22 protein-coding genes and 2 pseudogenes are annotated in these 22,915 nt (G+C 42.5%); 3 read left to right on the forward strand and 21 right to left on the reverse strand.

Annotated elements, in window-relative coordinates; genetic code table 11:
- Nucleotide 1 precedes the first annotated feature (1 nt).
- From ECHVI_RS15840 to ECHVI_RS15870, 7 genes are all read right to left on the reverse strand, one after another.
- On the reverse strand, nucleotides 2-739 hold the full coding sequence (locus ECHVI_RS15840; protein ID WP_015267023.1) for a porin family protein: 738 nt from the start codon (nucleotides 737-739) through the stop codon (nucleotides 2-4).
- Nucleotides 740-819: 80 nt separating this feature from the next.
- Nucleotides 820-1,470 (reverse strand): YiaD family glycine zipper/OmpA-like lipoprotein, encoded by a 651-nt coding sequence (locus ECHVI_RS15845; protein ID WP_015267024.1) that lies wholly within the window; start codon nucleotides 1,468-1,470, stop codon nucleotides 820-822.
- A gap of 25 nt (nucleotides 1,471-1,495) precedes the next feature.
- A complete protein-coding gene (locus ECHVI_RS15850; RefSeq protein WP_015267025.1) occupies nucleotides 1,496-2,326 on the reverse strand; it encodes a tetratricopeptide repeat protein in 831 nt (276 codons plus the stop codon).
- Nucleotides 2,327-2,408: 82 nt separating this feature from the next.
- Complete coding sequence (locus ECHVI_RS15855) at nucleotides 2,409-3,389, reverse strand: DUF6515 family protein (protein WP_015267026.1); 981 nt, start codon at nucleotides 3,387-3,389, stop codon at nucleotides 2,409-2,411.
- A gap of 10 nt (nucleotides 3,390-3,399) precedes the next feature.
- Nucleotides 3,400-4,128, reverse strand: coding sequence for a DUF2092 domain-containing protein (locus tag ECHVI_RS15860; RefSeq protein ID WP_015267027.1), 729 nt, complete (start codon nucleotides 4,126-4,128; stop codon nucleotides 3,400-3,402).
- Between the two features lie 158 nt (nucleotides 4,129-4,286).
- A complete protein-coding gene (locus ECHVI_RS15865) occupies nucleotides 4,287-5,387 on the reverse strand; it encodes a helix-turn-helix domain-containing protein (RefSeq protein ID WP_083891981.1) in 1,101 nt (366 codons plus the stop codon).
- Between the two features lie 195 nt (nucleotides 5,388-5,582).
- Complete coding sequence (locus ECHVI_RS15870) at nucleotides 5,583-6,416, reverse strand: helix-turn-helix domain-containing protein (RefSeq protein WP_157501474.1); 834 nt, start codon at nucleotides 6,414-6,416, stop codon at nucleotides 5,583-5,585.
- 383 nt (nucleotides 6,417-6,799) lie between these two features.
- Here ECHVI_RS15870 and tnpA point away from each other — a divergent pair, with 383 nt between their 5' ends.
- The 3 genes from tnpA to tnpC all read left to right on the forward strand — a co-directional run bounded on the left by tnpA (nucleotide 6,800) and on the right by tnpC (nucleotide 9,170).
- Nucleotides 6,800-7,105 carry an IS66 family insertion sequence element accessory protein TnpA gene (tnpA, locus tag ECHVI_RS15875; RefSeq protein WP_041738757.1) on the forward strand — a complete coding sequence of 102 codons (306 nt, stop codon included), beginning with the start codon at nucleotides 6,800-6,802 and terminating at the stop codon, nucleotides 7,103-7,105.
- Entirely contained in the window at nucleotides 7,105-7,446 is a 342-nt protein-coding gene (gene tnpB, locus ECHVI_RS15880) for an IS66 family insertion sequence element accessory protein TnpB (RefSeq protein ID WP_015267031.1), read from the forward strand. The genes tnpA and tnpB overlap by 1 nt, the downstream gene beginning before the upstream one ends.
- 170 nt (nucleotides 7,447-7,616) lie before the next feature.
- A complete protein-coding gene (gene tnpC, locus ECHVI_RS15885) occupies nucleotides 7,617-9,170 on the forward strand; it encodes an IS66 family transposase (RefSeq protein ID WP_015267032.1) in 1,554 nt (517 codons plus the stop codon).
- A gap of 8 nt (nucleotides 9,171-9,178) precedes the next feature.
- Here the strand turns inward: tnpC and ECHVI_RS15890 are convergent, their stop codons facing one another.
- From ECHVI_RS15890 to truB, 14 genes and pseudogenes are all read right to left on the reverse strand, one after another.
- Entirely contained in the window at nucleotides 9,179-9,796 is a 618-nt protein-coding gene (locus tag ECHVI_RS15890; RefSeq protein ID WP_015267033.1) for a hypothetical protein, read from the reverse strand.
- Between the two features lie 96 nt (nucleotides 9,797-9,892).
- Nucleotides 9,893-10,269 (reverse strand): annotated as a pseudogene (locus ECHVI_RS15895) (transposase); the annotation flags it as partial.
- Between the two features lie 291 nt (nucleotides 10,270-10,560).
- On the reverse strand, nucleotides 10,561-11,295 hold the full coding sequence (locus tag ECHVI_RS15900; protein ID WP_015267034.1) for a receptor L domain-containing protein: 735 nt from the start codon (nucleotides 11,293-11,295) through the stop codon (nucleotides 10,561-10,563).
- Between the two features lie 336 nt (nucleotides 11,296-11,631).
- Nucleotides 11,632-12,042 carry a hypothetical protein gene (locus tag ECHVI_RS15905; RefSeq protein WP_015267035.1) on the reverse strand — a complete coding sequence of 137 codons (411 nt, stop codon included), beginning with the start codon at nucleotides 12,040-12,042 and terminating at the stop codon, nucleotides 11,632-11,634.
- 2 nt (nucleotides 12,043-12,044) lie between these two features.
- Complete coding sequence (istB, locus tag ECHVI_RS15910; RefSeq protein WP_015267036.1) at nucleotides 12,045-12,764, reverse strand: IS21-like element helper ATPase IstB; 720 nt, start codon at nucleotides 12,762-12,764, stop codon at nucleotides 12,045-12,047.
- A gap of 12 nt (nucleotides 12,765-12,776) precedes the next feature.
- On the reverse strand, nucleotides 12,777-14,336 hold the full coding sequence (gene istA, locus ECHVI_RS15915; protein ID WP_245553347.1) for an IS21 family transposase: 1,560 nt from the start codon (nucleotides 14,334-14,336) through the stop codon (nucleotides 12,777-12,779).
- A 577-nt stretch (nucleotides 14,337-14,913) separates the two neighbouring features.
- Nucleotides 14,914-15,627, reverse strand: coding sequence for a tetratricopeptide repeat protein (locus ECHVI_RS15920; protein WP_015267038.1), 714 nt, complete (start codon nucleotides 15,625-15,627; stop codon nucleotides 14,914-14,916).
- A 188-nt stretch (nucleotides 15,628-15,815) separates the two neighbouring features.
- Nucleotides 15,816-16,403 (reverse strand): hypothetical protein, encoded by a 588-nt coding sequence (locus ECHVI_RS15925; RefSeq protein WP_015267039.1) that lies wholly within the window; start codon nucleotides 16,401-16,403, stop codon nucleotides 15,816-15,818.
- Between the two features lie 72 nt (nucleotides 16,404-16,475).
- Nucleotides 16,476-18,026, reverse strand: a complete 1,551-nt coding sequence (locus ECHVI_RS15930; RefSeq protein ID WP_015267040.1) for a rhomboid family intramembrane serine protease — start codon at nucleotides 18,024-18,026, stop codon at nucleotides 16,476-16,478.
- Nucleotides 18,027-18,130: 104 nt separating this feature from the next.
- A pseudogene (xerA, locus tag ECHVI_RS15935) lies at nucleotides 18,131-19,240 on the reverse strand (site-specific tyrosine recombinase/integron integrase).
- Nucleotides 19,241-19,486: 246 nt separating this feature from the next.
- Nucleotides 19,487-20,143, reverse strand: coding sequence for a CoA transferase subunit B (locus tag ECHVI_RS15940; RefSeq protein WP_015267041.1), 657 nt, complete (start codon nucleotides 20,141-20,143; stop codon nucleotides 19,487-19,489).
- A gap of 144 nt (nucleotides 20,144-20,287) precedes the next feature.
- Nucleotides 20,288-20,980: a CoA transferase subunit A gene (locus tag ECHVI_RS15945; protein WP_015267042.1), complete on the reverse strand. Its 693-nt coding sequence runs from the start codon at nucleotides 20,978-20,980 to the stop codon at nucleotides 20,288-20,290.
- A gap of 333 nt (nucleotides 20,981-21,313) precedes the next feature.
- A complete protein-coding gene (locus ECHVI_RS15950) occupies nucleotides 21,314-22,243 on the reverse strand; it encodes a bifunctional riboflavin kinase/FAD synthetase (protein ID WP_015267043.1) in 930 nt (309 codons plus the stop codon).
- A complete protein-coding gene (truB, locus tag ECHVI_RS15955) occupies nucleotides 22,240-22,914 on the reverse strand; it encodes a tRNA pseudouridine(55) synthase TruB (protein WP_015267044.1) in 675 nt (224 codons plus the stop codon). Before truB ends, ECHVI_RS15950 begins: the two co-directional genes overlap by 4 nt.
- Nucleotide 22,915: the final 1 nt, after the last annotated feature.

Genomic DNA, 22,915 nt, shown 5'->3' on the forward strand with positions numbered 1-22,915 from the left:
GTCAATAAGCCGTAGTTACATTATTTTTTTCTGCCTTACCAGCTCCAATGGGAATTCCCACGGTCAAGTATAATGAACGGTTATAGAGTGGATCAGGCATGGATTTGCTGATATCTATGACGCCAAGATAATAGCGCAGTCCCAAGTTCATTCCATGCCCTTTCATCAAGCGATAGCCAAATCCTCCCGTGAAGCCAATATCCGCCCTTTTAATTTCACCTTTGATGTTATGCTCATACGATAAGTCGTTTTTTTCTAATATACTGTCCGAAAATTCATCGTAAGCTTTATTCCTCCACCCAATCTGAGGACCAGCTTCTACATAAAAATTACTGTTCCCAAAACGGTACTTGAGGAATATAGGAATACTGAAATATCCTAATCTTCTGCGTACGTCAGCCGTAGAAAGCATTTGATCCAGCTCTTCATCACCTAAGGAGTAGGAGGGGATCCCCTTGGCTCCCATGGTGGATTTGACGATCACTCCGGTATGTAGTTGTAAGCTTTCTTTGAGGTAAAAATCAAAATAAAACCCTAAATGTAAGGCATGGGCCATATCGGAAGTATTGGGGCCGTTGAGGTGGGTAAAGGCAATGCCCCCATCCAGCCCAAACTCAATTTTGTCCGAATTGAGTTTGTCTCCCAGCAGCAGGGAAATAAGTACTTGCCCTTGACCAATATGATATAAAAGGCAAAGTGTAACGGTAAGGAATAGTTTTTTCTTTATTTCTATTTCCATTGGGCAGAACATAAAAGAAAGGTTGGAGGTACATTTTACATGCATTTGGGCAAAACCATCCTATTCTAAAGGCTTATGAATTATAATTCTCCTGTTTTGGCTTCTTCCTTCATCTCTTCGTTGGCGTAAATGGCCATTTCCACACGACGGTTTTTGATGCGGTTTTCTTCGCTGTCATTGGGGTATTTGGGTTGACTTTCACCATACCATTTTTCGGTTAACCTGGATCGGTCGACACCATTATCGGCAAGGAATGCAGCGACCGCATTTGCCCTTTTCTGTGAAAGCTGCATGTTAAATTCTTCCGATCCGGTATCATCTGTATGCCCTTCAATTAGGATATTGGTGTCTGGGTATTTTTGGAAAACAGGGATGGCATTAAGGAGATCTTCCTTGTAGTTATCACTGAGGGCAGCGGAATTGATTTTAAAGGCCAAACTAGCATCGAATGTAACGTTAATGCCTTCATTCACCCGGTTTACTTCTGCGGTGGGGATGGCTTGTTGTAGTTCTTTTGCCTGCTGATCCATTTTTCTCCCGATCAGGTTTCCTGCTGTACCGCCAATGGCCGCACCGGCCAATACTCCCCAAACACTACCTTTGGACACTGCTGCGCCGACTGCAGCACCACTGGCCGCACCGATTGCGGTTCCTTTTTGCTGATTGTTCCAGTTGGCGCAACTGGCCATTAGGAAGGCGATCATGGTAAAAATTGCAAGTTGTTTCATCATGGTTGTTGGTGGTTAAATAGTGAATTTATTGGCAGATCATTGCCGAAAACATGTCCATACTCATATCTCTCCATCCTAGGTCCAACGCTTTTTGGATATCTGCACAGAGCATATTTTTTTCTTCTTCTGTCATTTGTTTCCGGAGCTCTTGGGTTTTGTTGGTGCCATATTTATTTTCCATTTTTTTTAGGCCTACTTGTGTTCTGCTTTGATACACCACCAAACGGTCATGACCATTGGCCAAAGCCTGATCGTACGCAGCGTAAGCATCTTCATATTGATCATAATAGAGATATAGGTCTCCTTTTTGGATCAAAAAATCAGACTGTTGTGGATCCAAGGCAATGGCTTTATCCAAATACCACATCGCGGAATCTTCTTCATTGAGTTGGCGGCCATAGATCCTGGCCATTAAGGCGTAATTATTGGCACGTTCACCAGTATTCTGGTTCATTTCGGTCAGCTTGATGACATTGGAAAGGGCCTGCTTGGATCCTTCCACATCCCCCAAATTTTGCAGGGCTATGCCTTTTTGGAAGTAAGCGGCCAAACTTTTATCCTTGGTGATTTTTAGGGCATTATCAGCCTCGGAGATGGCTTTTTCATAGTGCCCCAAGTTATTGTAGGCTTCTGCTTTGCTTACAGCTCCTAGTTCTTTGGCATCCTTAGTTTTGCAGTTCCCTGAAAATTCATCCAGCTTTGCCAAAGCTTCAGCATAGGCTTCTTCGTTTAAGAGGGCGTTCGCTTCATCAAATAATGCCCTGCACTTTTTGCCCATGGTGAATGTCTGGGCATAGGTGGTACTGCTGATAGAGACCCCTAAAATAATGCATATTGAAATTAAAAAACGCTTCATACGAAATAATTTGTAATTGAGAATTTTCTTATATCAAGATAGCACTAGGTGTTAAAAAACCTGCTCTATCACCTTCAGATCATCATTGATCTGCATCCTGTACATCCGCCACTTCGTATTTGTTTTTTCCTTCTACCTGGACAGGTTGGTAATATGTCTCCCCATACTTCACATAAGTTTGGTCGCCCACTTTTACTTCCTCGGCACCATCTGGAAGATTGGTTACGACGGATCCTGAGGTCGGGGGGACGACCGTATAGCCATCTTCTGATTTTTCGTAATATGTGCCACCATAATAGTAATTGTTGGTAGTTTCATTGATGATGACTTGTTCAGAATCACCTGGGATGGTTTTGACGGTGGCACCGGAAGGGGCTTCCACTACGGTATAGCCACCATTGCTTTCTTGGTAAAATACCCCTTGGTCATAATGATACTTTTCATTCTCAATCGAAATCACAATCGCAGTAGCGGCCAAAGAGGCTACGAAAAAGCCCCATGGGTGCCATACAGGGCCCCAATAGTAAGGTACAAATGGATGGTAGTAATAGGGGTGGTAGCAATAAAAGCTGAATCCACCGTAGCGGTAAGGTGGCCTATGATATGGGCGCGGGTTTCGGATGACTACTGTACTTCGTCGATTGACATTTCTTCGGACATTTCTGTTTACATTTATATTGGTACTGTTGTCGATGTTGATCCGGTTATTACTACCTGTCCTGTTATTGCTTTTTATATTCGAAACGCGCGTATTGTTGTTTCGACTGTTATTGGTCCGAACATTGTTATTTCTATTTCCTTGATTGCTAAAATTGTTATTGGTCCGGTTTCTGTTATTGGAATAATTTCGTTGTTGGAGGTTAGTGGGTCTGGAGGGTGAACGGTGAGCACCTCCATTGATCGTTCTGTTTCCTGCAGGTCTTGCTGCAGCAGGTCTTGATCCTCGGGATGTTCCTCCACCATGACGGAGTCGTTGGGCCTCTGCGATATTAGGAACCCCTAGCATGGCAATGATGCCGCAGCATATGATCAGTGTGGATAGTTTTTTTAGCTGACTTTTCATATCAAAGGGATTAGTGAGGTTTTGGTAAAATGGCGATCAATCTGGCTCCTGGAGGCGGTACAAATTCAAATATTGTCGGAGGTAGATCAGGATTGACCTTCCAACTACTAAATGATGCCTCGTATTGTGGAGCTTGTGATTTTTGCTTGTTCACAATTACAAACTTTACGGGCAGGTTCATGGCATCATTAGCAATCCAAATTTGGACATCTTGATTTTCATTGCTGGCAGCAATGTGAAAGCAATCTTTGCCATTTACGTACTTTGTCCCCAAATACAGCAGGGTGTCAAAATGAGTAAGCAAATCATCAGTAAAGGTCGGGTAGAAAAAATCAGCAGCTGGAAATTCCACTCCAAATTGATGGTTGATGGAATCTATCATGGAAACGATATCGTCTGGAGCATGAACAGTGGTATAATTATTTTCACTGTATGAATAATGGGTGAAGAATTCTCCATTATAAAAAAAGCCTCTGTGACCATGTTGCCCCTTTTGGTGGACCAACATTTTATCAGGCCCTTGCATAAACACTTCATTTTCCGTGTATTCCTTGGAGTAGCTGATTTCTGCTGCAGGAATGTCATTGGATGTGGAAAGGTTATAGCTACAAGATTTCATGTCTCCAATGACCGCACTCATATGATCCAGAATAAATACGGCTACCGAATCGATTTTTCTTTCCTGCGCATAACTGCTGAGCGGAAGGGTAAGGCAAATAACCAATAATAGCTTTCTCATCTTGAAATAAAGTTAAAAGGCTAATCGTTTCTTAAGAACGCAAATTTCCAGCCTTTGATATTAAACCTTAAGGTACTAACTATTTGGCCACTTGACTTACCATAAAAAAATACACCTGCCAACTTTTATATATTTTGGCATGCAGTGTCATGTAAGGGCTAAAAAAAATGCTTGATATAATCTGAAGGGCTGTACCCCGTATGTTTTTTAAAGGAAGAAATAAAGCTCTTTCGATCTATAAATCCACTTTGCTTGGCGAGCATATCCAATGTCATATCATGATATACCTTTTCTTTGATAATGTTTTGGCTAAAAAGTATACGCTTTAAGTTTAAATATTCCTCAAAATTTACGCCCTTCTTTTTTAGATAGCTTTTAATACAATTATTGGAAACGCCTATTTGAGCTGCCATATGATCAAGAGTGATGTCTTTGTTTAAATAAGGGTGATGTTTAGACACATAACGTTCAATACTTTGTTCTTCAATTGATAAGTTGGCATTCATTTTCTCTAAGCCTTTGGCTAAAAGGTTAAAATGAGCCTTGTCGGAAAAATCCTTGGATTTTATGTCCCTGATACCAAATAGCAAAAAGGGTTGGAAGAATAACGAAAGGCTTAACATAAAACCTGCAATTATCCCTATTATTTCTGGTCGCAACAATGGGGGAAGCGAAATGCCTGTTAAAGCGACCAAAAAATATGGAAAGAACAACAATGACTGGATAGTAATAAAACCTAATGTCCACCGTATCCAATGGGTATTAATATGGATAAGCCCTTTTTTGCTAATAGAGGTTAATTTTATAACAAGGTTTATTTCCAAGATCCAATAGATGATCATTTGTAAATGGACCAGTAAATACGGTAGATCAGAAGTAATGGCGTTAGAATTATGGACATAATGAATAGCCATAATTCCAATAATGGCAGGTAGGACCAGATGGATCAAAATGGACTTTCCGAATGAAGAAAAGGCCAGCGTATGAAAATATAAATAGGTTAATGGCAAAAATAGCGACATGCTGAGTAGTACCATCGTCTTATGAAAATATTGGTACCCTTGTTCCATATATGTGGCATCTAAAAACTGGAAGGTATGCCAGCTAAAAAGGACTAAAAATGACACCGCTAAAATTCTTTTAGGTGTTTTCTGTCCTGGAGTTACATTGGGATACCACCAAAGGATTGCTGCAATCATCATTGCGGTTATCGCAACTACAAATGAAAGTGTGGCATAAATCGTCAATTGATGTGGCATGGTGAACAGATAAATAAACTAATCCAACACTAGTGTTATTTAACGATGTCATGTCTGTATAAACCAGGATGAATTCGAATTCTGGTGAACGATTCAAAAAAACATCATTGACCTAAATTTAAGAATATGTGAAATTAATGTTGACTAATAAAAAGTAATTGATGCCAAGAATTATAATGTTGTGAAAATCAGTGACTATTTGTATTCTTTTATAAACTCAGAAGGCGTTTTACCTACCCATTTTTTGAAGGCGGACGTAAAGGAATTACGGTTGGAGAAGCCACAGTCATATCCAAGCGCTTCCAGGGTGATGTTTTTCCATTCACCTTTTCTGATCTTTTCCTTACAATATTCAATGCGGTATTTGTTTAAAAAATCATTGAAATTCAGGCCTTTTTCTTTATTTATAAAGGAACTGATAATGTATAAGGGCACATTAAGATCATCAGATAAATCCTTCAAATTATATCCCTGATTGAGGTATGGGGTATTGTTTTGGATGTGTTCTGAAAGTTTCGAATCAAGTTCAATCACTCTTGCCTCACTTAAAAATTTTGAAGAATAGTTTCCAGATTTTTCCATCTTAGACTTTTTCACGGGATGGACTGTCGTTTCCTTAATGGGCGTAAGGACATCGGAAAAACCATACAGAATTTCAGGTTTACAGAACAAATATCCCGCGCTAAAAATAACACATAGAGCACCACCAATTCCAGAAAAATTGGCATATGTTGACATTTGGAATGGATTATAACTATCTAAAAAATACGGGTAGAATAACAGGAACTGAAGACTACAAAAGAAGAACAGCCAATTTATGGCGTGGTTGTTTTCTTGTTTTACTTCTGCATCACCATGTTTGATAAAAGCGATAATGACCCAAACTTGCAAAAGCCAATAGATCCCAAATACCATATGGTAGATGAAGAGGTTTACCTCAGTGGGAATTGAAATCAATGCATAGGTCGACAATTCTCCCGTCCCTTCTTGCAGGATGTTTTCCTGCAAAAGACTTATTTGCTTATTCAACGGTAATATCAGATAGGGAATGGTGTTTAACAGGTATAAAAAAAATGGTATAAAATGGTAAATGTCTTTATAGGAGGGGTAAACCTTATTTAGTACCCCTCTTACATACAAATAGGCCATGGGCATAAATAAAAAACACACCACACTCCCTATACTATAAGCGAACGGAACCTTAAGGATAAATTCACTTTTGATAAGAGACACATAAACCAAACTGCTCGTCAAAATGAAAAAAGACCAACTCAGTAACTTCCGAGATTTATTGTTCTTGTTGGGGAATGCCCATAAGATAACAATGGTAATGACACCCACGGTAATGGCGAGTAAATGGTAACCACCTTATAAAGTACATGTTTCATGGCGTGTTTTGACCGCATAGCTTTGTGGAAAAAGCAAAAGTGATGAACCTACAAGAAGAAATGGCCGCCCTTGTCAAAGAGTACAAGAGCAGCGGTCTGACGCAGAAATCCTTCAGTGCGCGAAAGGGGATCGGTTATCCCAAGTTCAATTATTGGTACCGAAAGCTGGCGGGGGAACAGGTCCGGGAACCCACTGGTTTTCTACCGGTCCGTACCCAGGGCAGCAGTGTTCCTGCAGAGGCGGTGGAAGTGGTGTACCCGAACGGGGTAAAGCTGCGGGTGCCGTCCGAGGACCTATCGCTGTTGTCCAACCTGATCAGGCTGTACTGATGTTTTCGCTGGGCTCCCACCACCAATATTTCCTGTACCGCAGCCCGGTTGACATGCGCAAAGGGTTCAACGGGCTTTCCGGGATCGTCACCAATGAACTGGACCGTGACCCGGTCTCCGGGGAAGTGTTCGTCTTTGTCAACCGCCACCGCAACCTGATCAAACTCCTGCACTGGGAGAAGGGCGGTTTCGTGGTCTATTACAAACGATTGGAAAAAGGCACTTTCCTGCTCCCGGAGGACAGGGGTGACGGCGTGCTGGATTGGCCCGAACTGGTGCTGATGGTCGCGGGCATCCAGGTGGAAGGCTACCGGCAGCGTCCCCGGTATATCCCCGGTTGATTTTTTTTACTGACCCGTGTTCAGCTTTTCGGGGCTGTATGCCCTTCTGTTAGTCCTACGGACAGCTTTTTGAAGCCAGAATGGCCGAAATCATCTCCTGAGGTTTTTTTCCACAGGGGCTGTGGAAAAAAAGTCCATGGTTTTATAAGCGGGAGGTTTTATTTTCGGGCATGTCAAAGCCACTCGACCAGTTGACCAAAGCCGAACTGCTTGCCCTGCTGCAAAAGTCAGAGCAACAGGTGGCCGACCGTGAGCGGGTGATAGCCGAGAAGGAACGTATCCTGGCCGAGAAAGAAGCTTATGAGAAGCAGTTGTTGGCGATGATCGAGAAGTTCAAGCGCATGTCCTTTGCCCAGAAGCGGGAGCGCTTTTTAGGGAACAAGGACCAGATGGCCCTGCCCTTTGAACCTGACCAAGAGCAAGAACAGCAACAGCAGGAAGGGTTTTCCCGCAAGGTGGAATACATCCGCAAGAAACGTCCCGCCCATACGGGCAGACAGCCCTTGCCCGACCACCTTCCCGTGGAAGAGATCGAGATCCATCCGGAAGGGGACCTTTCCGGCATGGAGTGTATCGGCAAGGAAGTGACCGAAGAGCTGGACTATATCCCTGCCCAATATATCCGCAGAAGATACATCCGCTATAAGTATGCCCCAAAGGACAGGTACAGCAGTGCCGGGGTAAAGATCGGCCTGTTGCCGGAAAGGGCCATTCCAAAGGGCATCCCGGGTTACGGCCTGCTCACCGACATCCTTACAAGGAAATACCTGGAACATATGCCGCTGTACCGGCAGGCGCAGCGTTTCAAACGGGAAAAGATCCCCATAGCGCCCACCACACTTGAGGGATGGGTGAAACAGGGGCTGGAAAAACTCGAACCCCTGTACGACTGTCTGGTGGACGACACCAAGGCCATGGGCTATCTTATGGTGGACGAGAGTACCATCCGGGTATTGGACAGCGACAACAAGAAGGGCGCCTGCCACACGGGTTACTACTGGGTATACCATAACCCTTTGGAAAACACCGTACTCTTTGATTACCGGCCTACCCGGAGCAAGGAAGGCCCCAGTGCCATACTGGAAAACTTTCAGGGCTACCTGCAGAGTGATGGATATGGCGTGTACGAACATTATGTGGCCAATAAGCAGGTCACCCACCTGGCCTGTTGGGCACATGCAAGGAGAAAGTTTTTTGAGACCTTGGTGGAAAACAAGAAGGCCGCTTCCGAGGCCCTGGGCTTTATCGGCAAGCTTTACGATGTGGAAAGAAAGGCCAAGAAGGAAAACCTCTCTGCCGAAGACCGCAAGAAGCTCCGTTTGGACGAGGCCTTGCCGGTGATCAACAAAATGTCCGAGTGGATCAAGAAGCAGCTGCCCAAGGCCCTGCCCAAAAGTGGGCTGAGAAAAGCCCTGTTCTACTCGGCAAACAGATGGGCCGAACTGTCCAATTACCTGTATGACGGTAAACTGGAGATCGACAACAATCCCGTGGAAAGGGAAATCAGATCAATGGTGGTCGGCAGAAAAAACTACCTGTTTGCCGGCTCCCATAAAGCGGCCCAAAGGGCGGCCATGATCTATTCCTTCTTCGGCATCTGTAAATTACATGACGTCAATCCCCAACAGTGGCTCGAACATGCTCTGAGAAATATCATGACCACCAACCATAAGAACATCCGTGACCTATACCCACAAAACTTTAACCAAACAACACGCGGTTAATAGGGCGGTTACATTGTTCGTTCGTTGACATCGACCTGAAAGACTTTTGGTTGATTGCTTTCCAGTTCGTTCTGGTTGATCCAAACCACTACGCTATTGGATTTATTTAAAAGTTTCGAAATTTGGTTGTATTCGTCATGTAAGTAATCTTGTCCGATGTTCTCTACAAGTTTGAACAGTTTTTGATGTTCATTTAGACTGAAATACAACGTTGCTTTTCGGCTCTTCGTTTTATAGCCTAAGCGACTTCTGCTTGAAACATTAGCGACAATGACTTCTGAGTTGCGAATTTTTCCCTTAATCTCAGTTAAGGAATTTTTAGTTGTTATGAGGTTTTGAAAGTTAAAATAGAGTGGAACGATAATGCATGTAACTCCAAAAGGCAGTAATCTCCACCAATAGTTTAGTTTAATTGGGTCTAAGGTCTTTCCAAGTATCCAGGGCTTATGTTCCTTTTTTGTCGGCTTGGGTGGTGGCAGATAGTTTGTCTGTTCACCGCGATCCTCAAGAATCCACTTTGCAGCAAGTTTGGCATCTTCAACATAATGTTTACGCTCCAGAATGCCTTGTAATTCTTGGTTAGATTTAAATAAAAGTTTTTTTGTAAAGAGGTTTTTATTCGTCATGTAGTTTTTTGGCTGCCAAGGACGTTGTAAACTAACCTTACCGTAATTTTTAGCAGTTCAAGCTAAGAAAAAAATCCAGATCATTATGGATAGGGCCATGGAAAAGCGATCATCGCGTTTCCCCATTACCTTGCGGAGTTTATGGTACATCCTGAAGACCGGTTCGTACCGCTTCATGCCCAGCTGTCTTTGCAGTTCAGAAGCATTGAACCCCTTTTTGGTGGCTGTGATGAAGGTCATGGCCAACAACCAGGTCCGATCGGAAGGTTACTGTTTTCCATTATCGTTCCGCTTCTGATACTTGTCCTGAAGCTACAGGAAGTGCATTGAAAGGCCTTTTTGTTTGCCAACCAATAATGCCTGGTACAGTTGCATCTTTTGCAGACAATACCTGCTTGGCTCCTTTTCTGCCTTACAAACTCGATACAGGAAGATTCGTCAGGAAACCGATTGATGAAGTTGATGATATTCATGGTCAAAACCGTTTATCTTGACACAATTTATTGAGAGTAAGAACTCAATTGAAGCAATTGACACTAACTGTCACTATTAATTTATTTGGCTACTGGTGCAATTGCGGATATACATATATCGTTTTATTCAATTTCATATGTGTTCTTTAATGTGCTACAACGGTTGGGCTATGAGTAGTTGCGTGGGTTAGCACTTAACTTTGCAAGTACACACCAAGTTGAAAATCCTCAAGGAATTTTAGAAGTAGGCGAGAACGAGCAATTACTTGTAGGCATTTTTGGCAATAGTATTTATTCAGAACAGTTTTTATTCAATATATTTTCGACTGTTGGATTGTAAGCATTATGCCTTGCTCCAAATAAATCAGGGTCTGGATGTTGTTGAAAAAAACTAGTCAAAGCACAAAAGTCATGTAGTAAGTCATTTGAGTCAAATTGAAATCGTGTAGTGGTAACAATATTTTCAAGTCCCGTCAACGCTATCAGGTTGATATTATTTAACACTAAAAACCTTGAAACATTCTGTAAGCTTTCTATACCATTGAAATTTTCTAATATGTCATTATGTGAAATGAAAAAATCACCACCTACTTCTGCAAGTTGATTGAGGCCATCTAAGTTTTTTAAACTTGCATTATGCTCGATGATAATGCTTGATATTATTTTCGTTAAATTATCAAGGCCTTTTAACGATTTAAGATTTAAATTATAGGAAAGCGTAAAAAACTCAATTTCAGATAGGCCTTCAAGGCCTTCAAGTGTTCTTAACTCATCGTTGTATCTTATGAGAATACCATTGACTTTTTCTAATGTTTCTAACCCTTTAAGGTCTTCTATATCTTCGGTGTAGTTAATAACCAGGTTGCCGTTAATTTCTGTATATCCTGATTTGGCGAAAGAAATTAAATCGGCTTCTGAACGGATTTCATAATTGCCCTCATAAATAGTAGAAGGCTCGGTATTAGTAGTATCATCACTACAAGATAGCATGATTAAAGTCAATAGAATTAAGCCGATTTTTTTCATTTATTATTGATTTTTCTGTTTCTATATTCTTGCCAACGGTCTGGGGATGGTGTGTGTCCCACAGGTCATGCGCTATACCTGTTATTGAACGAATCCTGCTTAGGTAGCAAGCCGGCATGATTGTCCGGAACTTCCTAAGTTAGCCTTATCGTAAATTTTAACAGGTTAAGCTATAAAAAAACAGACAATCATTGAAGAAAATCACAAAAAACAAAAAAGCCTTCCCCATAATTATCCCTTTCCCATCACCACTCGTTCAACACTGCATTCAGACTAGGCTGCTCCAGCCGTCAGAATGCTTGGTTATTGTACACAGTTTTTTATTCGGTTTATTCATCAGTGTTTTCTGCGTAATCTTTGTCCGTATCCAGTTTTTAAAAATTCCGATGCTTTTTCGAGATAGCTTTGTTCGATATCTTGATTTTCTTTTAGCACGTGATGAATCATTTCTTCCGCTCCAGTATTTAAATCCGTCAGATTTATTTCAAATCCGTAGTCCACAGGATGATATGCGTTTGATATAGTTATTCTCAAATTATTGTCCGAATTATTAAATTCAAATATGTCTGCTATTACAGTTCCGTTTGATTGTTCCGAGAATGTATAATTCGGTTTATCAAAATCAAATTCCGATGTCAGAAATTCAAAATGAAACCTTGTGGATATTCTGGATGATACTGACCCCTCTCCGGGGATATTGACCCCTCTAAAAGTTGGTTTGGTCCTGTGAATCCAATGGTATGACAATTTTACATTTTTTTTCTTAGACTATCACCTTTAAGTTCGATTCTGTATGATGAGTGTACCAATCTGTCAAGGATGGCGTCGGCTATCGTTTCTTCCCCGATCACCTCATACCAACTGGATACGGGCAACTGGCTTGCGATGATGGTGGATTTCTTCCCGTGCCGGTCCTCAATGAGCTCCATAAAGTCCATCTGGTGCTGTTTTTCCAGATGTGTCAGCCCAAAATCATCCATGATGAGCAGGTCGGCTTTTGCCAACTTGTCAAAGAACTTGATAGCGGTGCCTTCCAGCCTTACCATCTTGGTTTTGAGCATCAGTTTCTGGGTATTAAAATAGGCGGCCTTAAATCCTTGGATACAGGCCTGGTGTCCCAGTGCGGATGCGAGGTAACTTTTACCACAGCCGGTGGCCCCGGTTATCAGCACCGACTCCCCTTTGGTGATGTAGTCTCCGGTGGACAGGGATGCCAGCACCATATCGTCCAACCCCCTGGTTTTATCAAGCCTGAGTTCTTCCAGGGAGGCCTTATACCTGAATCCGGCATTGGACTTCAGCCTTCTGAACCTCCTGTTGTCCCTTTCCTGCTCCTCGGCCTGGAGCATCATCTCAAGGCCTTCTGTCAGCGTGAGGTTTTGGGTTTTGCGGGTTTCCTTCAGGGCTGTCCATGTTTTGGACATGCCGTGCAGTTTAAGCCTGGTCATTTGTGCTTCGATCTGGTTCATATTCATTAGGTGTTAAAATTGGAGTTTCTGTTGGTCGTAATATTCCTTGCCCCGGACATTGTCGTGTTTGGGCAGGGCTTTTTGTGTAATATCGGGCTGTTCATGGGCCATGTTGTTTTCAAGGACGTTCCTGATAAACCCATAAGAATAGACCTGGTGGTCCATGGCTATTTTGCAGGCCCTGTCAAAGGTGTCCGGGTCGGACTTCCTGCTCAGGGCCAGCAGCCCGTCACAGGTCCTGTAAAGCTGTTCGGGATACCGGTTCTGCTCAAACAGCAGGGAGACATACCGGTAAAGGACCTCCGATTTTTTACGGGCAAGTTCCCTGTAGTATTCAGGGCTCCTGTCCCTGTAATGCCTGTGCTGGGAACACAGATGGTCTTCAACGGTAGAATAGCCGCCCTTGGTGCTTCTGGCATGGACGGCTACCTTTTTGCCTTCATGGTAGACATAGAACATGGACCTGGTGTAGACTGCCTTCACTTTCTTGCCAATAAGGGTATACGGGACACTGTAATATTGCTTGTCCCTTGCCAGGTAAACATGGTTGTTCTTTGCCACGGTCAGCAGGGCATGGTAGCGTAGCTCAAACCGGTCCTCGGGAAGTTTTCCCAACAGGGGTTTTTCATCGGCCAAAAACTTCTCTTCCCGGCAGTAGGGCCTGCGCTGCATCCGTGTCTGGTTATGGGCCCTGATCCGCATTTTAATGGCCTGGTTGAGCGCATAAAGGTCAAAGAACTGCATGTTCCTCAGCTTGGCATATACCCTGGAGTAGAGCACTTTGACCTGGTTCTCGACAAGGGCCTTGTCCTGGGGCCTTCTGGCCCTTGCCGGAAGGACGGCCGTGCCGTAATGGTTGGCAAAGTCTTCCAGTGCCCGGTTGATATCCGGTTCGTACTTGTCGGCCTTGTCCACTGCCGACTTCAGGTTGTCGGGGACCAGAAGGGAAGGGACCCCGCCCAAATGTTCCAGGCAGCAGGCCAGGGCGTGGAGAAAATCAGCTATACGCTGACTGGGCACGGCCATGGCAAAAGCATAGTCCGAACAGGGCAGGCAGGCCACAAAAAATTGGCAGGAAATGACCTCTCCGGTTTCCCGGTCTATGTAGTCAATCGTCTTGCCGGCAAAATCAATATAAAGCTTTTCCCCGGGCGGATGGGCAAGTACCATGGTTGGTTTTGACCGGGCAAGGTCATGCTGGTCAAGGTGGTGGCAGAACTGTGAGTAGCTGTAACCATCCGGATGGGACTGTCTGTATTCCTCCCACAAAAGTGTCCTGGTAACCCCGGTACGCTTCAGCTCTTTACGAAAATATTCAAGACGCATTTTAAAATGATCGTACCGGGGATCCTTATAGGAAGGGTTGCCAGGATGGAAACGGGAATGGATCTCCGGCTCTTCAAGGGCGAGCAGATCATCTATGGTTAGGTTCGTACCTGTCTGTCCCAGCAGCTTTTCAAGCTTGACAAGGTAGGCCTTTACGGTATTCTTGCTCATGCCAAGCATTCGGGCAATGGTCTTGGTCCCTTTGCCCTGCTTGTTGAGAATGATCAATTGTTTTATCTGACTCATTGGTTTTGGTTTTCCTGCCATTGGATCACGGTTAGCGGTATATAAATCATCCGCTAAAAAACCAAAACCAGCATTATAAGGGGTCAACATGCTCCGGAATCTGACAACAGAGGGGTCAATATGCTCCGGAATTATTGCTGAAATATTACTTTAGGGGGTCAGCATCCGCCGGAATGGCAGTTGAAAACAGCCGATTAAGCCACTTTTCAACCTCCGGGTCATTCCCGGATCATGGGGTCAACATGCTCCGGAATATCCACCTTGTTTTATTGACAAAATTTCTTCTTTTCGTATCGTGAATTTCTTTAGGTGTGGTCATTTTCTCAAATTGGGCACAACGGTTTGGCTATGAGCAGTAGCGTCCCGAAGGGCACTATTGCTTATAGGTTTTGTTGAACGAATCCAGCTAAAGCAGGAAGCCGGCATGATTGTCCGGATCTTCCTAAATTAGCCTTATCGTGAATTTTAACAGGGTAAGCTATAAAAAAACAGACAATCATTGAAGAAAATCACAAAAAACAAAAAAGCATTCCTCATAATTACCCTATTCCCACAAACAATTCGTTCAACACTGCATTCAGACTGGGCTGTTCCAGCCGTCAGAATGCTTAGTTATTGTAGCCAGTGATTTTTCTTTTATTTTTTTCAGTCTGTCGATTGTGTTCTTTTCTGCGTTAATAATTCCAACGGTCTTATGTCTACTGAATTGGGGTTCTGTAATTGTTGAAAGTTGCAAAGCTGAATTTGCGTATTCTGAAGCTTCTTCAATTTCCCCCATTCTTAGGCACAAGTTAGCCATCAATGTCGCATAATAGAATTTTTGGTCGTTCATTAATAAGTTGCCACCTGTTTCGTCAAATTTTAAAGTCGACAGTTCATAAGCTTCTTGAAGTTTGTCTTCTTGGTCAGAAAGCAAAATCGTTTCGCTTAATTTCAAATCTGCAAGTCCAGTTGTTCCGCTCCGTGTGTTCGAGTGATAATGGCCAGTTACAATTCTAAAATGACTTTCGGCTTCTTTATAATTCCCGTTTTGCAAGTAATAGTCGCCAAGTTGTTCGTGTCCGTGTATCGTGCTAAAAGTTTCTTCTGGGTAATCGTTTATGACTCTTTCCATTAGCTGAATTCCCTTTTTCTGATTTTCAGTCTTTTGAGAGTCGAGAAGATAACTGGCTTGAATACGTAAATATTGAGCTTTATTAGAGTTTCCACGTGAGCGTTTCAGTCGAGCTTCAAATTCAGATTCGATTTGGTCGTTCCATTCCGTATTTCTATACCAATCATCTTTGCTCATTCGTGTCTTTTTTTCATTGGCTACAACGGTTAGTATATGGCAAGTAGGGCAATAGAAAGCGATAAACTTTCAAATTTGCACTTAGCCAAAGCGTTGTATTTTGTTTTTAACTTATTCATATTAAAAGCCAAATCAATGATTTGGCGGTGTTTGTGAATAGCTTTGAACTCTCGTAACCACCGAACGCCCTATTTGCTATATACCGTGTTGTGTGCTGGCTTTATTTTTTTATTCATTTTCAGCTTCTCAAGAATTAAAATCATTACTTCACGAGTTTTTTTCAAATGTTCAAATTCTTCAGGTTGATACTTAGTCTCAATCATTAAAACATTCTGTCCGTAGGTTATATATTGATTTTGAAACTTGTCAAACTTCTTAACTGATAGCTTTAAGTCAGGAAAAAAAGAGGTGACAAACTCAATTTCGTCAATCGGTAAAAGATTAATTACCAATTTGTCTGAACATTCTATTTTTAGTTTTTCGGAAGAATTAAAAATTCTTGTCCAAAGTGATTTTTTCTCCATTGTCAAGTTCCAATTTTGGTCAAGTTCAATTGGTGAAACAAATGTTAATCGGTGTCCAATACGAAATGACGAGCCAAGTTCAGCTGATTTGTTAAACTTATTCTCGTAATGGATATAGAACCCTTGAAAGTCTTCGGAAGCTCTATATAATTCTTGCTTTCCATAAAAGTAGTTGTTTTCACCACTTTCCTCTTTCAAGTTATAGTCCTCTACAAAGGACTTCCAATTGTCATCTATTTTTCTCCAATTCAATGTTTGTCGTTTTTAGCTTGCACACAACGGTTTGTGTATGGTGTCGTAGCTATCCCGCAGGGTAGCTATGCACTATACACTGTGTTTGCTTGCGTTTTTTATTAATTTTTCTTTTTCAATTAGTATCAATATTCCTCCAAGAATAAATCCGCTGATTAATCCACCAAAATGAGCCGCATTGTCAATCCCACCTAAAAAACCGAATAGTAAACTTAGTCCGGCATAAAGTCCTAATAACATCCAAGTCATTCCACGCATATGTGTCGGATAGATTTTGAAAACAGTAAAAGCTAAAATCAATCCATACAGTCCAAATATTGCTCCTGACGCACCAACACTTACTGTATTCTCGTGCCAATAGATACTGGCAATACTTGCTAGAATACCACAAACTATAAAGCTTATTATCAGCTGTGTTCTTCCGAGAATTCCTTCTAACAAACTTGCTCCTAATCCCAATCCGAACAAATTCATAAAAAGGTGCATAAGTCCACCGTGGATAAATATCGAAGTGAAAAGTCTCCAATATTCTCCATTCACTACTTCAAACCGCCTATTTCCTCCAATCTCCAAGAGTTCTTTAGGTGTCGGTGAGACAATATTCAGTCCTGCGAAAATCATTATTACGAAAACAGCAATATTTAAAAGAAGTAGGATTGCAGTAGCTTTATTTGGTCCTCTCGGGTCTAAAAACTCCAGCATATCTTTCAGGTCGTCTTCTTTTAATGGTTTGTCCTTTTTAAAGTCTCTCAATTCTTTTTCGTCAATTTTTGGAATGACCACCATCAATAGAAGGATAGAAGCTCCTATTCCAAATGAACCGAATATCCAAGGAAATGTATTCCCAAGTCTTTCCTCAAAAACGTCAGATTTAGGAACAAGAATGATCTGTTCCGATTCCTTGATATTGGGATTCTTTTCTTTGATTGCTTCTATAAAACCATCTCTGTCGTCAGAGTAACCAAGTTTTTCAAAGTATTTCGCATTTTGGAAATTGTAAGTTTCAAATTCTCTTTCAGATTTCTCAATGAAACTTCTGTATTCTCTATTTTTTTTATCGTCACTAATTCGATTGCTCAAATTTTTGGAGTACTCAACTCCGTACCAAACATTATCTGAATTTTCAAAAGGACAAGCGAGATATAGATAGAAGTTTAGATTGTCATTGTTCCTGCCTGAAGTTCTTGCTGTGACATATGGAAGTCTTGCGTTTTTGTCAACTATAAATGAGTTGATATCGAAGTACTTTTCATCTTTTTGACTTTTAGTTTCATAGGCGTTGGTAATCGACACCAAGTCATATGATGCTTTTTCAATATAAGTCTGGCTTACAATTATTGGGACTGCAATTGCTGCTGCCATAGCAAATTGATAGCCGAAATATCCGTTATCTCGTTTACCTCTTATGTTTAGAACTCTGATTCTCCTTCTAAGCCAAATTAGTATTGGTATCCATGGTAGGGCAAAAGGAATCCAAAAATTAAGCAAGTCTTCTTTTAATGGAAGAACTCCTAGTTTAATGTCAAAAGTCCACCTGAATAGGTTATAATAAAGAATAGTTCCAATTGAAACTACTAAAAATGGTAGATATACTTCCTTTATTTTTATTCCAAAGTTGTTCAATGTTCGATTCGGTTTTTTAATGCAAGCTAACTTGTATATCTGTAAACCAAAGGTTTAACAAGCCCCTGTTATTTGTTGGATTGTTATACCATTGGTGATTTTTATTAAAGGTCATCAAAGGGAGATTTAATCTTCCTGATACTATTATCAGTGACGTGTGTATAAATTTCTGTCGTCCTACTGCTATTGTGACCTAATATTTCCTGAATATAGCGCAAGTCGGTGCCATTTTCCAAAAGATGGGTAGCAAAAGAGTGTCTAAGCCAATGTAAAGTGACTGGCTTTTTTATACCTGATTTTCCCAAGGCTGACTTAAGTATTTTCTGCAAGCTACCTGAACTGTACTTAGAATTTAGCTTTTTACCTTAAAACAAGAAATATTGGGGACGCTCATATTTATAATATTCCCTCAGCAAGGCTATTGTCTTGTCAGATAAAGGCACCACTCTATCTTTCTTTCCTTTAGATTGGCGTACAATCAATAAGCCTCTTTTGGAATCTACATCGCTTATTTTTAAGTGCAACACTTCACTTCTTCTAAGTCCACAAGCATATATAATTGAAAGCATGGTTCTGTGCTTGATGTTTTTATGCGCTTCCAATATCCTTTTAACTTCTTCTTTACTCAGTACATTGGGTAATTTGGAAGGCTTCCGGGGCCTTGAAACCACTTCTGGATCAAGTTTTCTGTTTTGCTTAATATTGAAAAATAGTTTAATCGCATTGATTACTTGACTTTGATAAGATACCGAGTATTGTCTGTCAATAATGAAGTCTTTGGTGAATTTTTCTAGATCCTCATTTTTTATCTCGCTTAAAGGCTTGTTCTCCAAAAACCTGAAAAATATTTCCAAACTACCCCTGTAGGTCATTACGGTACTTTCACTGTACCGCTTATTTTTCATCCAATCCTGAAATGCTTCTATTTCTTTAAAAATCTCAAGCGCTAATGGAGGGAGTTCAGGGAAAGTTTTGGGCAAATTGGCTTTTCTAAATGAGGAATAATCCAACCACACCTTTCCTTTGAAAAATAGGATCAAGCGATCTAGAATATCATCAGTGTAGGGAACCCACCAGGCCTTTTCATGCCTGTTCCATTCACAATTGGGAAAGGTTTTTACCAGTTCCTTCAGTTCAAAATCGTAGGGGAATTCCAGTTTGACCATAGGCTTCTTTCCCAAAAAGCTGTTAGATAAAATAATATTTTTCATCATACAAAAAGTTCTTAGTTCAAATTTGATCAGGTTGTATCAGAAGATTGAAACCTGACAGGTTTTTTGAAGGCAAGCCTACAAGACTTTATGGACTGCAAAAACTTGTCTGGTTTTATTCATTTCCAAAATAGGACAAAGCAGTCCTAATGATAATAATGTATTGCTTTGTAAGGCGTATTACTATGAAAAACACTTCTGCTTACATTTTGATCAGCAAAAATTAACCTATAATCATTTTTAAGTAGGTCATAAATCCATCTCAGGAATATCTCCTTCCACTACCAACCTGCCTTCGGTTTTGGATCGAATTTCTTCTACGCTCACTCCGGGTGCCCTTTCGATCAGTTTGAAGCCTCCCTCAGGTAGCACCTTCAAGTAGGCCAGGTCTGTCACGATCTTTTTGACGCATTGGATGCCTGTCAGGGGAAGGGTGCAGCGTTTGAGAAGCTTGGATTTTCCGTCTTTGCTGCAATGCTGCATGGCCACGATGATGTTTTCTGCAGAGGCCACCAAGTCCATGGCACCCCCCATGCCTTTGACCATTTTGCCGGGAATTTTCCAGTTGGCAATATCCCCATTTTCAGACACTTCCATGGCACCCAAGATGGTCAGGTCCACATGGCCACCACGGATCATGGTGAAGGAATCTGCGGAATTAAAAAGTGCCGAACCTTTGACCATGCTGATCGTCTGCTTGCCGGCATTGATCAGGTCGGCATCCACTTGGTCTTCGGTAGGGAAGGGGCCGATCCCCAGCAGCCCGTTCTCCGACTGCAGGACTACTTCCAATCCCTCGGGGATATAGTTGGCCACGAGGGTGGGAATGCCTATGCCCAGGTTAATGTACTGGCCATTTTTGATTTCTTTGGCGATCCGCTGGGCAATTTGTTCTTTGTTGAGCATGGCTGTTGTGTTTGGGTAAAAGAAGGTTAAATCACATAAACTAAGGTTCGATGGTACAGGTCTTTTCAGCGTTATGGCTCCGGGTGGGTGGCCTTCATGGGGCGTCCCGCGAACGGGATTCGTCTTCCTGTGGAGAGCCTTGTCCTATTTTACCGTTCGTTTTTCGATTCGTTTTTCATAATGATCTCCCTGAAAAATCCGCTGTACAAAAATCCCCGGCGTATGGATTTGGTTGGGGTCCAATGTGCCAGCAGGGACCAGTTCTTCCACTTCGGCAATGGTAATGGTGCCAGCAGTGGCCATCATCGGGTTAAAATTCCGGGCCGTCCCTTTGTAGATCAGGTTTCCGGCGGTGTCACCTTTCCACGCTTTGACCAAGGAGAAATCGGCTTTTAGCCATCGTTCCAAAATATACAGTTTACCGTCAAACTCCCGCATTTCCTTGCCTTCAGCCACTTCTGTCCCGACACCAGCAGGCGTAAAAAAAGCAGGAATCCCTGCGCCACCGGCACGGGTGCGTTCTGCCAGAGACCCTTGTGGGATCAGCTCCACTTCCAGCTCACCACTGAGAAGCTGCCGCTCAAATTCCGCATTTTCTCCCACATAACTGGAAATCATCTTTTTGACCATGCGCTTTTTGAGCATCAGCCCGATGCCAAAATCGTCCACTCCGGCATTGTTGGAAATGCAGGTGAGTCCACTGATCGGCTTCTTGAGCAGGGCATCGATGCAATTTTCGGGAATGCCACAAAGGCCAAAACCACCCAACATTAAGACGGAATTGCTGGGGATGTCCTCTACCGCTTCTTCGGCACCGCTAACTGTTTTATTGATCATACTTTTATCGTTTATGGAGAACTTTGCTATTCAAGGATCGGTCGACAGTATCCCGTGATCAAGGTCCTGAAAACAGCAGACTGCACCATCTGTGTTTTTGACCCTTTTTCGACCATCAAACCACTGTCAAAACCCCATGGCAACCCACAAACCTCCCTCGAAGTCTCGCAGTGATGGTTTTAAAATCGAACCCGGCTATATGGCCCCCGTTTTTTCTTGTGCTGGCTTTTTTTATGCCGCAAAGGAAAAGTCTGGAAGGGGAGAAGATCCATTTTCCTTAGCGATCACCTGTCCACGGATAGGCAATTTTCCCAAAAGCACACACTCAAACGGTCAAAGTCCAAGGATTTGCCGGGCTTTTTGCTTATCTCGCTCCAATTGGGCCTTTAGCTCTTCTAAATTTGCAAATTTTCTTTCCGGTCTCAAAAATTCCGTGAAATAAACTGTGATTTGTTTGTCGTAGAGGTTGTCATTATAATCAAAAAGGTGTGCTTCTACCGTTTGTTCTATCCCGTCCACGGTAGGGCGATTGCCGATATTGAGCATGCCGTAGTACATTTCTTGCCCGACACCTATCCGTACGGCATAAGCCCCGTCCCCTGGGATCAATTTGTAATTGTTGGGGACATGGATGTTGGCCGTGGGAAAGTCAATGGAGCGGCCGATCTGTTGGCCTTTGATGACGATGCCGTTTAACTCGTACTCCCTGCCCAAAAATTCATTGGCTTCGGTGACATTTCCTTCCAGCAGGGCGGTCCGGATTTTGGTACTGGAAATGCCTACATTATCGATGTCTTCCCTGGATATTTCTTCAATATCAAAGCCGTAACGGGCCTTGTTTTCCATCAAGTGTTCAAAACTCCCTTCCCGGTTTTTGCCAAACCGGTGATCGTAGCCGATGACCAGCTTTTCGGTTTGGATTTTCTCGATCAAGACCTGTTGGATGAATTCCTCACTGGTCATTTGGGAAAATTCTTTGGTAAAAGGGATGGTGATCAGGTGGTCAATGCCGAACATCTCGAGCAACCGGGCCTTTTCTTCAAAAGTCGTCAGCAGTCGAAGGTTGTGCTCTTCCGGATACAGCACTAGCCGGGGATGGGGCCAAAAGGTAATCAAAACCGTTTCACCACGCATCCTTTCGGCCATATTATCGATTCGGTCCAGGATCTTTTGATGGCCCAAGTGCACACCATCAAAAGTACCGCTGGTAACAACGGCATTTTTTACAGGTTTAAAATGGTCAAGGCCTTCGTAAATCTTCATGAATGGGCTTCTCCTTTGATTTTTTCTACAATCTCATCGATTTCAGAGGCGTCCGATAGGTGGCTGTCACCAATTCTCGTCCGGGTCAGGGCAGACATGTAGGCACCCACCTGAAGCGCTTCCCCCAAATCCCTGGCAAGGCTCCTGATGTATGTCCCCTTGGAACAGACTATACGAAAATCGATTTCCGGAAGTTCGCACCGCGTGATTTCAAAAACGAAAACAGTGACCGGTCTGGGATCCAGCTTTACATCAATGCCTTTTCGGGCAGACTCGTAAACCCTTTTGCCGTCTTTTTTGATGGCCGAGTGGGTAGGTGGTACTTGCATGATATCACCTGTCAGGGATTTACAGGCTTCTTGTATGGCTTCTAAGGTAAGGTGGGATGGATCGGCCACCACTTCTACCTCTTGTTCCAAGTCAAAAGAAGCGGTGGTTTTGCCAAGGACAAAGGTCCCGGTGTATTCCTTTTCCTGTCCCATATAGTCATTGATGCTTTTGGTCTTTTTGCCAGCACAAATGATCAATAATCCTGTTGCCAGCGGATCCAAGGTGCCCGCATGGCCTACTTTTTTGATTTTGAGGGTATTCCTGATCTTCTTGACCACATCAAAAGAGGTCCAGCGGTATGGCTTGTTGACCAGAAATACTTCTCCGTAAGGTGTTTCCATT

It is taken from the genome of Echinicola vietnamensis DSM 17526, assembly GCF_000325705.1.
Taxonomy (GTDB): domain Bacteria; phylum Bacteroidota; class Bacteroidia; order Cytophagales; family Cyclobacteriaceae; genus Echinicola; species Echinicola vietnamensis.

Excerpts from the sequence above, each read along its gene's own strand:
- ECHVI_RS15840 (WP_015267023.1), bottom strand. The coding sequence starts at position 739 with ATGGAAATAGAAATAAAGAAAAAACTATTCCTTACCGTTACACTTTGC.
- ECHVI_RS15845 (WP_015267024.1), bottom strand. The coding sequence starts at position 1,470 with ATGATGAAACAACTTGCAATTTTTACCATGATCGCCTTCCTAATGGCC.
- ECHVI_RS15850 (WP_015267025.1), bottom strand. The coding sequence starts at position 2,326 with ATGAAGCGTTTTTTAATTTCAATATGCATTATTTTAGGGGTCTCTATC.
- ECHVI_RS15855 (WP_015267026.1), bottom strand. The coding sequence starts at position 3,389 with ATGAAAAGTCAGCTAAAAAAACTATCCACACTGATCATATGCTGCGGC.
- ECHVI_RS15860 (WP_015267027.1), bottom strand. The coding sequence starts at position 4,128 with ATGAGAAAGCTATTATTGGTTATTTGCCTTACCCTTCCGCTCAGCAGT.
- ECHVI_RS15865 (WP_083891981.1), bottom strand. The coding sequence starts at position 5,387 with ATGCCACATCAATTGACGATTTATGCCACACTTTCATTTGTAGTTGCG.
- tnpB (WP_015267031.1), top strand. The coding sequence starts at position 7,105 with ATGTTTTCGCTGGGCTCCCACCACCAATATTTCCTGTACCGCAGCCCG.
- tnpC (WP_015267032.1), top strand. The coding sequence starts at position 7,617 with ATGTCAAAGCCACTCGACCAGTTGACCAAAGCCGAACTGCTTGCCCTG.
- ECHVI_RS15890 (WP_015267033.1), bottom strand. The coding sequence starts at position 9,796 with ATGACGAATAAAAACCTCTTTACAAAAAAACTTTTATTTAAATCTAAC.
- ECHVI_RS15900 (WP_015267034.1), bottom strand. The coding sequence starts at position 11,295 with ATGAAAAAAATCGGCTTAATTCTATTGACTTTAATCATGCTATCTTGT.
- istB (WP_015267036.1), bottom strand. The coding sequence starts at position 12,764 with ATGAACCAGATCGAAGCACAAATGACCAGGCTTAAACTGCACGGCATG.
- istA (WP_245553347.1), bottom strand. The coding sequence starts at position 14,336 with ATGAGTCAGATAAAACAATTGATCATTCTCAACAAGCAGGGCAAAGGG.
- ECHVI_RS15920 (WP_015267038.1), bottom strand. The coding sequence starts at position 15,627 with ATGAGCAAAGATGATTGGTATAGAAATACGGAATGGAACGACCAAATC.
- ECHVI_RS15940 (WP_015267041.1), bottom strand. The coding sequence starts at position 20,143 with ATGCTCAACAAAGAACAAATTGCCCAGCGGATCGCCAAAGAAATCAAA.
- ECHVI_RS15945 (WP_015267042.1), bottom strand. The coding sequence starts at position 20,980 with ATGATCAATAAAACAGTTAGCGGTGCCGAAGAAGCGGTAGAGGACATC.
- ECHVI_RS15950 (WP_015267043.1), bottom strand. The coding sequence starts at position 22,243 with ATGAAGATTTACGAAGGCCTTGACCATTTTAAACCTGTAAAAAATGCC.
- truB (WP_015267044.1), bottom strand. The coding sequence starts at position 22,914 with ATGGAAACACCTTACGGAGAAGTATTTCTGGTCAACAAGCCATACCGC.